At 61.6% G+C, this 14,341-nt stretch carries 12 protein-coding genes; 10 read left to right on the plus strand and 2 right to left on the minus strand.

Features of this window, described 5'->3' with window-relative positions; translation table 11 throughout:
• Positions 1 to 44: 44 nt before the first annotated feature.
• Positions 45 to 233: a hypothetical protein gene (locus JSO19_RS10865; protein ID WP_270911688.1), complete on the minus strand. Its 189-nt coding sequence runs from the start codon at positions 231 to 233 to the stop codon at positions 45 to 47.
• Positions 234 to 392: 159 nt separating this feature from the next.
• Between JSO19_RS10865 and ilvD the strand changes: the two genes are divergently transcribed.
• From ilvD to JSO19_RS10890, 5 genes are all read left to right on the plus strand, one after another.
• Positions 393 to 2,084, plus strand: coding sequence for a dihydroxy-acid dehydratase (gene ilvD, locus JSO19_RS10870; protein ID WP_270911689.1), 1,692 nt, complete (start codon positions 393 to 395; stop codon positions 2,082 to 2,084).
• Positions 2,085 to 2,129: 45 nt separating this feature from the next.
• A complete protein-coding gene (locus JSO19_RS10875) occupies positions 2,130 to 3,911 on the plus strand; it encodes an acetolactate synthase large subunit (RefSeq protein WP_270911690.1) in 1,782 nt (593 codons plus the stop codon).
• Between the two features lie 3 nt (positions 3,912 to 3,914).
• A complete protein-coding gene (gene ilvN / locus JSO19_RS10880) occupies positions 3,915 to 4,421 on the plus strand; it encodes an acetolactate synthase small subunit (protein WP_217134393.1) in 507 nt (168 codons plus the stop codon).
• Between the two features lie 50 nt (positions 4,422 to 4,471).
• Complete coding sequence (ilvC, locus tag JSO19_RS10885; RefSeq protein ID WP_270911692.1) at positions 4,472 to 5,497, plus strand: ketol-acid reductoisomerase; 1,026 nt, start codon at positions 4,472 to 4,474, stop codon at positions 5,495 to 5,497.
• Between the two features lie 223 nt (positions 5,498 to 5,720).
• Entirely contained in the window at positions 5,721 to 6,596 is an 876-nt protein-coding gene (locus JSO19_RS10890; protein WP_270911694.1) for an EamA family transporter, read from the plus strand.
• A gap of 8 nt (positions 6,597 to 6,604) precedes the next feature.
• Here the strand turns inward: JSO19_RS10890 and JSO19_RS10895 are convergent, their stop codons facing one another.
• Positions 6,605 to 7,498, minus strand: a complete 894-nt coding sequence (locus JSO19_RS10895; RefSeq protein ID WP_270911695.1) for a hypothetical protein — start codon at positions 7,496 to 7,498, stop codon at positions 6,605 to 6,607.
• A 143-nt stretch (positions 7,499 to 7,641) separates the two neighbouring features.
• Here JSO19_RS10895 and JSO19_RS10900 point away from each other — a divergent pair, with 143 nt between their 5' ends.
• From JSO19_RS10900 to JSO19_RS10920, 5 genes are all read left to right on the plus strand, one after another.
• On the plus strand, positions 7,642 to 8,094 hold the full coding sequence (locus JSO19_RS10900) for a hypothetical protein (RefSeq protein WP_270911696.1): 453 nt from the start codon (positions 7,642 to 7,644) through the stop codon (positions 8,092 to 8,094).
• Complete coding sequence (locus JSO19_RS10905) at positions 8,091 to 8,492, plus strand: hypothetical protein (protein ID WP_270911698.1); 402 nt, start codon at positions 8,091 to 8,093, stop codon at positions 8,490 to 8,492. Before JSO19_RS10900 ends, JSO19_RS10905 begins: the two co-directional genes overlap by 4 nt.
• Positions 8,493 to 8,572: 80 nt before the next feature.
• A complete protein-coding gene (serA, locus tag JSO19_RS10910) occupies positions 8,573 to 10,168 on the plus strand; it encodes a phosphoglycerate dehydrogenase (protein WP_270911699.1) in 1,596 nt (531 codons plus the stop codon).
• 329 nt (positions 10,169 to 10,497) lie between these two features.
• The gene (locus tag JSO19_RS10915; protein WP_270911700.1) at positions 10,498 to 12,780 is read left to right on the plus strand and encodes a polyribonucleotide nucleotidyltransferase; all 2,283 of its coding nucleotides are present in this window, start codon (positions 10,498 to 10,500) and stop codon (positions 12,778 to 12,780) included.
• Between the two features lie 159 nt (positions 12,781 to 12,939).
• Positions 12,940 to 14,313 carry a M16 family metallopeptidase gene (locus JSO19_RS10920; protein ID WP_270911701.1) on the plus strand — a complete coding sequence of 458 codons (1,374 nt, stop codon included), beginning with the start codon at positions 12,940 to 12,942 and terminating at the stop codon, positions 14,311 to 14,313.
• Positions 14,314 to 14,341: the final 28 nt, after the last annotated feature.

Raw genomic sequence — 14,341 nt, forward strand, 5'->3', positions numbered from 1 at the left:
AAAATGTTGATGACGTTGGGGCAGTGTCATCCCTGCAACTTCGGCTAGCGATCGGTTTCGGGCGTATCTTTTGCGACCGAGCCGATGGCGAGAACAACGCCCAAGATCCACACGGTCCAAACGACGTACCGACGCCAGTCAGCGGGCATCGACTTGGTCTGCTTCGAGACGCCGTACACACCCGTCAGCGCGCTCAGGACTCCGAGGTTCGTGACGTACTTACCGATCTTCATGTCGCCGCTCTCTCCTTATAACCTTCAGGGTGGTGTTATGCCAGCGTAACGCGTGAGGGTGGCTCTCGGCGAACTTCTTCTCGTGCACGGGTGAGGTAAAACGTGTCAGATGCCGCTTGATGCGCCGAAGCGGCATGCGGCGCGTAATAGACTGTCGCTATGTCAGAGATCGATATCAAACCGCGCAGTCGTGACGTGACCGACGGTATCGAGAAGGCCGCAGCACGCGGCATGCTTCGGGCCGTCGGAATGGGTGATGAAGACTGGGACAAACCCCAGATCGGCATCGCGAGTTCATGGAACGAGATTACCCCCTGCAACCTAAGCCTTGATCGCCTCGCGCAGGGCGCAAAAGAAGGTGTGCACGCGGGCGGCGGTTATCCGCTGCAGTTTGGCACGGTCTCGGTGTCTGACGGCATCTCGATGGGCCACGAAGGGATGCACTTCTCGCTCGTCTCGCGCGAGGTGATTGCCGACTCGGTCGAAACGGTCATGATGGCAGAGCGTCTCGACGGCTCGGTACTGCTTGCCGGTTGTGATAAGTCGCTGCCGGGCATGCTCATGGCCGCCGCGCGCCTCGACCTCGCGAGCGTCTTCCTGTACGCGGGCTCGATTGCTCCCGGCTGGGTGAAGCTCTCAGACGGTACCGAAAAGCAGGTCACGATCATCGACGCCTTCGAGGCGGTTGGGGCCTGCAAGGCCGGCACGATGTCAGAAGACGACCTCAAACGGGTCGAGTGTGCGATCGCTCCTGGCGAGGGGGCCTGTGGCGGTATGTATACCGCCAACACCATGGCCTGCGTTGCTGAGGCACTCGGCATGAGTCTGCCAGGCAGCGCCGCGCCTCCGAGCGCCGACCGCCGCCGCGACTACTTCGCACACCGCTCTGGCGAGGCGGTTGTCGAGATGCTGAGGCAGGGCATTACTTCGCGCGACATTCTCACAAAGAAGGCATTCGAGAACGCGATCACGGTCGCGATGGTGCTCGGCGGATCGACGAACGCTGTTCTGCACTTACTCGCGATCGCTCGCGAAGCAGAGGTCGACCTCACCCTTGACGACTTCACCCGCATTGGCGCGGTGACGCCGCACCTCGCAGATATGAAGCCGTTTGGCCAGTACGTCGCCCAGGACTTCGACCGGGTTGGCGGCATGCCCGTCATTATGAAAGCGCTGCTTGACGCAGGCCTCCTGCACGGAGACGCGCTCACGGTCACCGGCAAAACGGTTGCCGAGAACCTCGCGGGCATCGACACCGCGATCGACGGCAAGGTCATTCGCACCCTCGATAACCCGCTGCACGCCAATGGTGGGCTCACGGTGCTCAAGGGGTCGCTCGCGCCAGGCGGGGCAGTGGTGAAGACCGCCGGCTTCGACGCCGAGCTTTTCGAAGGGCCGGCTCGGGTATTCAACCGCGAGCGCGAAGCGATGGATGCGCTGACTGAGGGACACATCTCTGCCGGAGATGTCGTGGTCATTCGTTACGAAGGGCCGAAGGGCGGTCCTGGCATGCGCGAGATGCTTGCAATTACCGCGGCAATTAAAGGCGCGGGTCTCGGTAAAGATGTGCTACTTTTGACTGATGGACGTTTCTCGGGCGGCACAACCGGCCTGTGTATCGGCCACATTGCACCCGAAGCATCAGATGGTGGTCCCATTGCTTTGGTGCAGGACGGTGACCCCATCCGGGTCGACATCTCCGCACAAACACTCGAAGTTCTGGTAGACCCTGACGAGCTCGAAGCCCGCCGACAAGGCTGGGCCCCTCTACCACCTCGCTACACAAAGGGTGTGCTTGCGAAGTACTCGAAACTGGTGCGCTCTGCATCAGAAGGTGCGATTACCGGATAGAGCATGCCCAAATTACCGTCAACAACGTTTAGGAAAGCAAGAGAGATGACTCTGCAATCGAGAAACACACAACCGGGCGAACGCATATCTGGCGCTCAGGCCGTGGTGCGCAGCCTCGAGTCACTCGGGGTCACCGATGTATTTGGGTTGCCGGGCGGCGCGATCATTCCGGTGTACGACGCCCTCATGGACAGCACCAAGCTGCGCCATATTCTCGTTCGACACGAGCAGGGCGCGGGCCACGCGGCCGAGGGCTACGCGGCAGCAACCGGCAAGGTCGGGGTGTGCATTGCGACCTCGGGCCCCGGCGCGACCAACCTCGTGACCGCCATCGCCGACGCCTACATGGATTCGGTGCCGATGCTCGCGATCACCGGCCAGGTGTTTTCAAACCTCATGGGCTCTGACGCCTTTCAAGAGGCCGACATCGTGGGCATCACGATGCCCATCACCAAGCACTCAATTCTCGTGAAGAGTGCCGCCGACATTCCGAACGCGATCGCCGAGGGGTACCACATCGCCTCGACCGGTCGCCCGGGTCCCGTGCTCGTTGACATCACCAAAGATGCCCAACAAGACGAGTTCGACTTCCAGTGGAACCCCGTGCTTGATCTGCCCGGATACCGCCCGAACACGAAGGCCAACTCAAAGCAGATTCAGGCCGCCGCAGAGCTGATTGCTCAGGCGAGCAAGCCCGTTTTCTACGTCGGTGGAGGCGTCATTCGTGCGCACGCCGCCGAAGAGCTGCGCACACTCGTTGAGCTCGTGGGAGCTCCCGTCGTGACGACGCTCATGGCTCGCGGCGCATTTCCCGACTCGCACGAGCAGCACCTGGGCATGCCCGGCATGCACGGAACCGTTCCGGCGGTTCTCGCCTTGCAAGAGGCTGACCTGCTTATCACGCTCGGCGCTCGCTTTGACGACCGGGTGACCGGCAAGGTTGACCTGTTTGCGCAAAACGCGAAGGTGATCCACGCCGATATCGATCCCGCCGAGATCTCAAAGATCCGCATCGCCGACGTGCCCATCGTGGGCGACGTGCGCGACGTCATCACTGACCTCACCGGGGCTGTCGAGCGCATTAGCCGCGACGAGGGCCTCGCAGACCAGAGCGAGTGGTGGATCGAGCTGAACGAGAACCGCAAGCGTTTCCCGCTCGGCTACCAGAAGACGACCGACGGCCTGATGTCGCCGCAGCAGGTCATCCAGCGCATCGGTGAGATGACGGGACCCGAGGGTATTTACGCCTCGGGCGTTGGCCAGCACCAGATGTGGGCTGCTCAGTTCATTAAGTACGAGCGCCCTAACTCGTGGCTCAACTCGGGTGGCGCAGGCACCATGGGCTACTCGGTTCCCGCAGCCATGGGTGCGAAGGTCGCCGAACCAGAGCGCACCGTGTGGGCCATTGATGGCGACGGTTGCTTCCAAATGACCAACCAGGAGCTCGCAACCTGCGTCATCAACAACATTCCCATCAAGGTTGCCGTCATCAACAACTCGTCGCTCGGCATGGTGCGCCAGTGGCAGACCCTTTTCTACAACGAGCGGTACTCAAACACGCACCTCAACACCGGCCACGGCACGGTCCGTGTGCCCGACTTCGTGAAGCTCGCAGAGGCCTACGGCTGCCTCGGCATTCGCGTCGAGCACGAAGACGAGATCGATGCGGCCATCCAGACGGCGCTCGATACCAATGACCGGCCGGTCATCATCGACTTCGTCGTGAGTGCCGAGGCGATGGTGTGGCCGATGGTGCCGCAGGGCGTCTCAAACAGCGCCGTGCAGTATGCGAAAGACCACAGCCCAGAATGGTTCGAGGAGGAGTAACCCATGGCTCGACACGTATTGAGTCTTCTTGTTGAAGATAAGCCAGGCCTCCTCACCCGAGTTGCGGGCCTGTTCGCACGCCGTGCGTTTAACATTGAATCTCTCGCGGTAGGCCCCACCGAGGTGCCGGGTCTGTCGCGAATTACCGTCGTCGTCGATCAGGACGAAGTCCTGCTCGAACAGATCACGAAGCAGCTGAACAAGCTCGTAGAGGTGATCAAGGTTGTTGAGCTCGATCCCGAAAGCTCGGTACAACGCGAACACATGCTCATCAAGGTTCGCGTTGACAACCAAAGCCGCTCACAAGTACTCGAAGCAGTAACCCTGTTCCGTGCTCGGGTGGTCGACGTCGTACCCGATGCACTCGTCATTGAGGTGACGGGTGACTCTGGCAAGGTCGGCGCGTTCTTGAACGTGCTCGAACCATTCGGAGTGAAAGAAATCGCACAGTCTGGGCTCATCGCAATCGGGCGTGGCGCAAAATCGATTAGCGAACGAGTATTTAAGTAAACTGATTCGCGGTGACGCGAAAACACCACCACTACTAAGGAGACATTCAAGTGGCTGAGATTTATTACGACAACGATGCCGATCTGTCGATCATTCAGGGTAAGAAGGTAGCCGTCGTCGGTTACGGCTCGCAGGGTCACGCTCACGCGATGAACCTTCGCGATTCGGGCGTTGAAGTTACCATTGCGCTCAAAGACGGATCAAAGTCGCGCCAGAAGGCCGAAGAGGCAGGCTTCACCGTCATGAACGTCGCCGACGCAGCAGCGTGGGCCGACCTCATCATGATTCTTGCGCCTGACCAGCACCAGCGTCACATCTACACCGAGTCGATCAAAGACCAGCTGACGCCGGGCAAGACCCTCGCATTCGCACACGGTTTCAACATTCGCTACGGCTACATTGACGCTCCCGAGGGCGTTGACGTCATTCTCGTGGCTCCGAAGGCTCCGGGCCACACCGTTCGCCGCGAGTTCGTCGCAGGCCGTGGCATTCCCGACATCATCGCGGTTGAGGTTGACGCAACCGGCAACGCCTGGGAGACCGCAAAGTCATACGCAAAGGCCATTGGCGGCACCCGCGCTGGCGTTATCAAGACCACCTTCACCGAAGAGACCGAGTCAGACCTCTTCGGCGAGCAGGCAGTGCTGTGCGGTGGCACCTCACAGCTCGTGCAGTACGGCTTTGAGACCCTCGTTGAGGCCGGCTACCAGCCCGAGATCGCGTACTTTGAGGTACTTCACGAGCTGAAGCTCATCGTTGACCTCATGTGGGAGGGCGGCATCGCCAAGCAGCGCTGGTCAGTTTCAGACACCGCTGAGTACGGCGACTACGTATCGGGCCCCCGCGTCATCGACCCGAGCGTCAAGGAGAACATGAAGGCCGTTCTCGCAGACATCCAGAGCGGCGCATTTGCGACCCGCTTCATCGAAGACCAGAACAACGGTGCTCCCGAGTTCCTCGAGCTTCGCAAGAAGGCAGAGGCCCACACGATCGAGACCACCGGTCGCGAGCTGCGCGGTCTCTTCTCGTGGCAGGACCAGGACGAAGATTACGTTGAGGGTAGCGCTGCGCGCTAGCCTCAACGTAATCTCAGAAGGCTCAGCTTTTTGTGCGGATCGTGTGCGATCCGCACGCGTTGAGGGTAGCGCTGCGCGCTAGCCGTCTGCGCCTTCGGGACACGGTAGGCTAGCAACGTTGGCTCTCACAGAGCACTTCTCGTGGGGTGCGGAGGAATCCGCACCCCACGTTTTTCTTTTCTGCGGTCGCAAAACCGCCTTCTTGACGATGAAGTGAGGAACCATGGGGCAGGTGCATCGTGCGAGCACGATTCGGGCGGTTTTACTGCTGGTTTTGGGTGCGACCGTAACGCAGTTCTCGTCGATTATTGCGATGCAGCTGTTTGATGATCTTGGTGTGCTTGGAACGAGCGGGCTCCGCATGGCGCTTGCTGCGGTTGTCTTATTGCTCGTCTTTCGGCCCAAGGTGCGTGGCCGTACGATGGCCGAGTGGCTTCCCATTGTCGCCTTTGGCGCTTCGATGGCGGCCGGCAACATTTGTATCTACTTTGCGATCGACCGCATTCCTCTCGGCGTTGCAACGACGATCGATTTTCTCGGCCCCTGCATCGTTGCGCTCTTTGCTTCGCGGAGTGTGATGGAAGGTGTGCTCGCACTGGTCGCCTTTGCGGGGGTCGTGCTCATCGCCGGTTTTGGTGGCCCCTTCGACACGCTCGGCCTGCTCTTCGCTGGTGGGGCTGGGTTGAGCTTCGGGCTCTATACCTTGCTCGCCGTGCGCGTTGGCAAGAGCATCGGTGGGGTCTCAGACGTTGCGCTAGCGGTGCTCGCGGCAGCGGTTCTCACGCTTCCTTTTTCGGTTCCCGCCGGTATCGCGGCTGAACCAGGTCAGTGGCTTATGCTGCTCGGTTCGGCCATTCTCGGCACAGCGATCCCGTACTCGGTCGACACGTTGGCGGGCAAGCTCACGTCGGCGCGCATTGTCGGGGTGCTCTTTGCGTTTGACCCGGTGGTTGGCACGATTCTTGGACTGCTCGTGCTGGGACAGGTGATCTCGGCGAGTGCCCTCGTAGGCATGCTGCTCGTGATTCTCGCTGGCGCTGGTATCGTTTGGTTCTCGGGTAAGGGTGCTGAATCGCCCGAGGCCTTCGTCGAAGGCTGAGCACGAGGCTATTGCGTGTCTGTTGAACCCTGATCGTCTGGTTCGACTTCGTCGTCTCCGGAGTCTTCGCCGTCTTTTGCCGGTGGATCTTCCAGCGGTTGCGGTTCAGTTTGCGTGACCTTGTCAACGTCTTCTTGCGTGTAGCCGCAGTGCTTGACCGCTTCACTCTGCCAGCGTTTCGTGAGTCGATCCTTGCCAGCTTCGTGCGCTTCGGCAACGCTTCCAGTGAAGATGCGCCCGTCGGCTGATTCTTTGTTCACGTCGGGTACTGCCTCGCAAACATGGAAGACCGAACCGTTCTTGACCCAGAACACCTCGTCTTTGCCGGTGAGCTGAAGCATGATGTTTTCTTCTTCGGCGTATTGCTCTTGTGACGGCCCGCCGTCCCGCTCAATGCCGGTGAGCGTCGCGATGAGCACGAGGGCGAGGCCCGCGAGCCCGCCAGCGACCGCCTTCTGCTTTCCACTCATGTTCTCGTCGAGCAGAATAACGATGACGAGGGGCAGAAACGCGATCACCGTCATGATGGCGCCGAGCTGGTTCTGCACGAAGAAGGCAAACGCGTTTTCTCGTGAAGCAGGGGAGAGGCGATTCGCCTTCTTCCACATGAGGTTGCCCGCGATCGCGAAGAGCGCGATCGGGATGAGCATGACGAGGAGCAACCAGAGCTTTTCGCTGGCGTGGGGGAGAACCCAGATGATCGTCGCGATCTCGGTGATGATGGCGATAGCCCACGAACCCCACGCGATGAAGCGTGAGGTTTTCGCTTTGCGCGCGGCCTCTTCGGTGGGGGTCCAGATCGGCCCGTCAGAGGGGCGGGCTGAGCCCTGCGCACTGGTACTGCTCTTCGGTTGTACCTCAGACGCTTTGACGACCTTTTTCTTCCTTGGCGACTCGGTCATGGGTGCTCCTAGACAAGGCGGACTCCAACAGCCCGAATGGTGTACTCATGCTTGATCATACGTTACGGGTCATCTGTCTGCTAGCTGTTGCGTCTTCTGCTCACTGAAGCTTGCGCCCAGACGGGGCTAGTACACTCGAAACCGTGACGAATCCTGAGCCCGTAGAACCACGCGTGAGTGGTCTGGCGGCTGGGTGGACCGTGCAACCCGAGTCTGCGCCAGCGCCCCCAACCGTCGCTCCCAAGAATGACGAGAGCGAAGTCGAGCCCGGTACCGAGACCGAGCGCGTGAGTAACGTTGTCCTCATGCTGCTCGGCGTATTCGGCGGCCTTTACCTGTTGTACACGTGGGGGTGGCTTGAAATCGCGAAGGCATACTCGTCGATCAACCAAGCCGCCGCGAGCGGGAGCGGTATTGTCGGCAGCTTCTTGCAGCAGTTTATTTTCTGGCTGGCTCCCTTTGCGCCACTCGTGTGGTTCGTGACCTCGCTGAAGCTCACGAAGAAGGCTGGTCATCTCGCGCTCGCGGTAGCGCTCATTCTGGGAGTGGTTATTCTTGTTCCGCTCCCGATGCTCTACGGGGGTGGCGGACAATGACCAACGCACAGGACGTCGAGACGAACGAACCAGCTGCGCAAGAGGTCGAGGCGCACGAGGCAGCTGCGCCGTCGAAGCTTTCGCACACGATCTGGTTTTGGGTTGGCTGCATCGCGGTGATCGGGCTCTACGCCTACGCGATCTCTGCGGCGATCGGCAACTGGATCGGTATGGATCAGCTGGCCACGATTCTCGCTGACGGGCTCTCTGATATTGGGCGCGTGTGGCTCGTCGTTGGCGTTGCGGTGCCCTCGCTCACGCTGCTCGTGTCGCTGCTGATCGGCGTGGGGAAGAAACGCTCAACAAAGCTTCTGCTCATGGTCGCAGGGCTCACCGTGGTCGCGGTGCTGCAACTCGACATGATGCACCTCGTGCCAACGACGACGTATTTGGGTTAGGGCTTCTTGTTTCGCGGCGTACAATAGAGCTTGTGCCCGTATTCAGCGGGAGGCTCAAAGTAACTGAATGAGGATATACCGTGGCGAAACCGGTCGTGTTGATCGCAGAAGAACTCTCACCAGCAACCATCGAGGCCCTCGGCCCAGATTTTGACGTCGTGCACGTCGACGGTACCGATCGGGGCGCGCTCAAAGCCGCACTCGCCGATGCCGACGCGATTCTCGTGCGCTCGGCGACGCAAATGGACGCAGAGGCCGTCTCGTGGTCGTCGAAGCTGAAGGTGATCGCACGCGCTGGCGTTGGTCTCGACAACGTTGATATCAAGGCGGCAACCGCCGCGGGTGTCATGGTTGTGAACGCGCCCACCTCAAACATTACGAGTGCCGCAGAGCTCACGGTGGCACACATTCTTGGGCTCGCACGCCACCTTCCGCGTGCGCACCAGTCGCTCGCTGACGGTGCATGGAAGCGCAGCTCGTACACCGGCGTTGAACTCTACGAGAAGACCGTCGGCATCATTGGCCTCGGCCGCATCGGCGCTCTTGTCGCCGAGCGTCTCAAGGGCTTTGGTGTTGACCTCATTGCGTACGACCCCTACATCACGGCGACCCGCGCGGGCCAGCTCGGCGTGCAGCTTGTCGAGCTTGATGAGCTTGTCGCTCGCGCAGACTTCCTCACGATCCACATGCCTCGCACGCCAGAGACCCTCGGCATGATAGGTGCCGAGCAGTTGAAGGCGATGAAGCCGAGCGCATACGTGGTCAACGTTGCGCGCGGTGGTCTCATCGACGAGGCGGCCCTGCAGGCAGCCCTCGAGGCCGGCGAGATTGCTGGCGCGGCGCTTGACGTGTTCATGGAAGAGCCTCCGGCCGATCAGCGCCTGACGGGCCTCCCCAACGTGAACGTGACCCCTCACCTCGGTGCCTCGACGCACGAGGCTCAGGAAAAGGCCGGAGTATCGGTCGCGAAGTCGGTGCGCCTCGCGCTCGCCGGTGAACTCGTGCCCGACGCCGTGAACGTTGCCGGCGGCGTTATCGCGAAAGATGTACGCCCGGGCTTGCCGCTCACCGAGAAGCTCGGCCAGGCGTTCGCGCAGCTCGCCTCGGGCCGCGTCACCTCGATCGACGTTATCGCCCGCGGTGAGATCGCTGCCCACAACGTCAGCGTGCTCGAGCTCGCTGCGCTCAAGGGCTTCTTCACGCAGATCGTGAACGACCCCGTTTCGTACGTGAACGCCCCCTTGCTCGCTGAGCAGCGTGGCATTCAGACCCGACTCATCACCGAGACCGCATCAGAGGAGTACCGCAACGTCATCACGCTGCGCGGTGCCCTCGAAGACGGTTCGACGGTTTCGATCTCGGGCACGCTCACGGGACCGAAGCAGATTCAGAAGATCGTTGAAGTGAACGGCTACGACCTCGAGCTGCCGCTGGCTGATCACCTCGTTATCCTGAGCTACGAAGATCGCCCCGGCATCGTCGCGGCTTACGGTGTGCTGCTCGGCGAGGCCGGCATCAACATTGCGGCCCTGCAGATCGCCCGCGACGACAAGCAGAGCATCGCGCTCAGCGTGCTCACCGTCGACTCACCCGTGAGCGACGAGCTCGCCGATTCGTTGCGCGACGCTGTTGGCACCCCGCAGGTGCACGTGATCGACATTATTGAAGACCTCTAAGGCGCGTGGCCTCGCGGCCTAGCGCGCGGGGTTTTGCAAGGGGTGGGTTCGCGTGCGGATCCGCCCCTTTGTCGTCTGCGCACGATTCGAGACGCGCGCGGGCTCACCCGGTAACCCGGCTTCTGGGGCATCTTTCAGGAGTACTGCTATTCTGGCTGTGCGAGCGTTATGCTCGCTCACATATGACGCAAGCACGCGGGTAGCGAGCTGGTCACCGGTGGCAAATCCCTCACCAGAGTACGTGAGTGGTTTTCTACTGTTGATCAGCGCCCGCTTGATGCGACGCACTGGTGTGCGTCGCGAGCGTGCTGAAACAGTTAGGAGTGCCCGTGGAGGGTCCAGAAATTAAGTTCTCAGAGGTCGTTCTCGACAACGGTAAGTACGGTTCACGCAAGATTCGCTTTGAGACCGGCCGCCTCGCGCAGCAGGCTCAGGGCGCGGTTGCCGCGTACCTCGACGACGAGACGATGCTCCTGTCGGCAACGAGCGCATCGAAGCAGCCGAAGGAGCACTTCGACTTCTTCCCGCTCACCGTCGACGTTGAAGAGCGTTCGTACGCTGCCGGCAAGATTCCCGGCTCATTCTTCCGCCGTGAGGGTCGCCCCTCGACCGAGGCGATTCTCGTGTGCCGCCTCATCGACCGCCCGCTGCGCCCGTCATTCGTTGACGGCCTGCGCAACGAGGTTCAGATCGTTGTGACCGTACTCTCGATCGCGCCCGGTGAGTTCTACGACGCACTCGCGATCAACGCGGCATCGGCGTCAACCCAGATCTCAGGGCTGCCTTTCTCGGGACCGATCGCGGGCGTTCGCCTCGCGCTCATTCCGGGGCAGGGTGGCGAGGCAGGCCAGTGGGTTGCCTTCCCGAACGCAGCGCAGCTCGAGCTTGCCGTCTTCGACCTCATGGTTGCTGGCCGCATCGTCACCGATAAGAACGGTGTCGAAGACGTCGCCATCATGATGGTTGAGGCTGAGGCAACCGAGGGCAGCTGGAACCTCATCAAGGGCGGCGCAACGCGCCCCGACGAGGCCGTTGTGGCTTCGGGCCTCGAAGCTGCAAAGCCCTTCCTTGCACAGCTTTGCAAGGCACAATCAGAGATGGCTGCCCAGGCTTCACGCGAGGCGCAGGAATACCCCGTGTTCATGCCCTACACCGACGAGGTTCTCGCGGCCGTTGACGCGCTCTCACGCGCCGAGCTCACCTCGATTTACCAGATTGCCGACAAGCAGGAGCGTCAGGATGCTGACGATGCGCTCAAGGCAAGCGTTAAAGAGGCTGTCGCGGCCAAGGTTGAGGCTGGCGAGCTGCCTGCGGGCGCCGAAGAGCAGGTCTCAGCGGCGTACAAGTCGGTAACGAAGGAGATCGTTCGCGGTCGCATTCTCACCGAGGGCCAGCGTATCGACGGCCGTGGCCTGCGCGATCTTCGCTCGCTCGACTCAGAGGTGCAGGTTCTGCCTCGCGTGCACGGCTCAGCGATCTTCCAGCGCGGCGAGACCCAGATCATGGGCGTCACCACGCTCAACATGCTCAAGATGGAGCAGCAGATCGACTCGCTCTCGCCGGTCACGTCGAAGCGTTACATGCACCACTACAACTTCCCGCCGTACTCGACCGGTGAGACCGGCCGCGTTGGCAGCCCGAAGCGTCGCGAGATCGGCCACGGCTTCCTCGCAGAGCGCGCGCTCGTTCCGGTTCTTCCGACCCGCGAAGAGTTCCCGTACGCGATTCGCCAGGTATCAGAGGCGCTGAGTTCGAACGGCTCGACCTCAATGGGTTCGGTCTGCGCTTCGACCCTGTCGCTGCTCAACGCTGGTGTGCCGCTTCGTGCGCCCGTTGCCGGCATCGCGATGGGCCTCGTCTCAGACGAGGTTGATGGCGAGACTCGCTACGCAGCGCTCACCGATATTCTCGGTGCTGAAGATGCGCTTGGTGACATGGACTTCAAGGTTGCTGGCACCTCAGAGTTCGTGACCGCGATTCAGCTCGACACGAAGCTCGACGGCATTCCCTCAGACGTGCTCATCTCGGCACTGTCACAGGCGAAAGAGGCACGCGAGACGATTCTCGACGTCATGAACCAGGCGATCGACGCTCCCGACGAGATGGCGCCCACCGCGCCTCGCGTCATCACGGTGCAGATTCCCGTCGACAAGATCGGCGAGCTCATTGGCCCCAAGGGCAAGACGATCAACGGTATTCAGGACGAGACCGGCGCCGACATCTCAATCGACGACGACGGCACCGTCTACATCGGCGCGACCGATGGCCCGACCGCCGAGGCTGCGCGCGCGCAGGTCAACGCGATCGCTAACCCGCAGAACCCTGAGATCGGCGAGCAGTACCTCGGTACGGTCGTGAAGAACGCTACCTTCGGTGCGTTCATCTCGTTGCTGCCCGGTAAAGACGGCCTGCTGCACATCTCTGAGGTGCGCAAGCTCGTTGGTGGCAAGCGCGTTGAGAACGTTGACGACGTGCTCTCGATCGGTCAGAAGATTCTCGTTGAGATCACGAAGATTGACGATCGCGGCAAGCTCTCGCTCGCTCCAGTGCTCGACGACGCCGCAGCGGGTGCTGAGGCAACCGACGAAGCAAAGGAAGAGGCCGCAGAGTAATCTCGCGCCGCTTTTCAACAGCGAACCCCGTCACGATGCGCTCGTGGCGGGGTTCGCTGTTTGTGGGCACCTGCCCGGCGCATGCTCTTCGCCGATGCGAAGGCCTGGCCTGGGTGCGAGGCGGGCAAGCTTTTGAGGGTGAGCGGGTAGGGTTGCAGTGTGCAAAAACCTATCGCTCTTCCTCTTGAACACCCTGAACTCACCGTTGAACTCTCTGGCGGTCTCATTCGCCGCACGGTGCACCCGAGCGGGCTGCGAGTGCTCACGGAGCATATGCCTGGCGCCCGGAGCGCGAGCATCGGCTTTTGGGTCGGTGTCGGGTCGCGTGACGAGCAGGCAGAGCGTGGCGATGCGCCTGCGAGCCTTGGTTCGACGCACTTCCTTGAGCACCTGCTGTTCAAGGGCACGCCATCGTTTGATGCGTACGGTATTGCCACAGCCTTCGACAAGATGGGCGCAGAGCATAACGCGATGACCGCGAAAGAGTACACCTGCTACCACGCGAAGGTGCGCGACGCGAACGTTGCAGAGGCGACGCGCATGCTCGCCGACATGGTCACGAACTCGCTCATTGAAGAGGGAGAATTTGAAACGGAGCGCGGGGTCATTCTCGAGGAGCTCGCGATGGCGTCAGACGATCTGGCTGATGTTGCGGGCGAACGCTTCTTTGAGGTGGTCATGGGCGATCACCCGCTCGGGCGTCCGATCGGTGGTAACCCTGAGACGATTAAGGCCGCGCGCCGCGATGACGTCATGGCGCACTACCTTGAGGCCTACCGTGCCGGCACCCTCGTTGTCACCGCGGCTGGTGCGGTGGATCACGACGAGTTCGTCGAGCTCGTCGCGCGTTCGCTTGAGGCCGCGAGCGACGCCCGCTGGCACACTCGTGAGAGCGGGGCACCCGCGCCGCGCCGTTCACGTGAGCGCCGTGCGGGCGGAGCAGGGCAGGGGCTCAACGCCGCAGAAGCACGCGAGACCTTTGTGACCGAGAAACCTGGCGAACAGGTTCACCTCATGATTGGCGGGCCTGGTTTCCAGGCCGGCGCCCCCGAGCGCTTTGCCTACGGCATTATGAACTCGGTACTCGGTGGCGGGATGTCGAGCCGCCTCTTCCAGGAGATTCGTGAGAAGCGCGGGCTCGCGTACACGGCATACGCTTTTGGCGCTTCGTACAGCGATGCTGGACTCTTTGGCATGTACGCCGCCTGCGCTCCCGAGAACGCCGCACAGGTGGTTCAGGTAGCCCATGAAGAGCTTGAGCGCGTCGCAGCCGAGGGCGTTACCGAAGAAGAGTTTGAACGCACGCTCGGTCAGCTCGCGGGTTCATCGGCCCTGGCGCTCGAAGACAGCGATACGCGCATGGGGCGCCTCGCGAAGGCTGAGCTTGGCACGGGCGAACTGTGGGATCTCGACACCTCGCTCGAGCACTTTGCCGCGGTGACGCATGACGAGGTCAAGCGCGTTGCCGCGCAGCTCGCCGCTCAGTCGCGCTTCACGGTTGCCGTGGGCGAGACGTCGCGCACGACACTCTAGCTCTGCGGCGGGGCCAGCTCCAGCGGAG

Source organism: Leucobacter sp. UCMA 4100, assembly GCF_027853335.1.
In the GTDB taxonomy this organism is placed as follows: Bacteria; Actinomycetota; Actinomycetes; order Actinomycetales; family Microbacteriaceae; genus Leucobacter_A.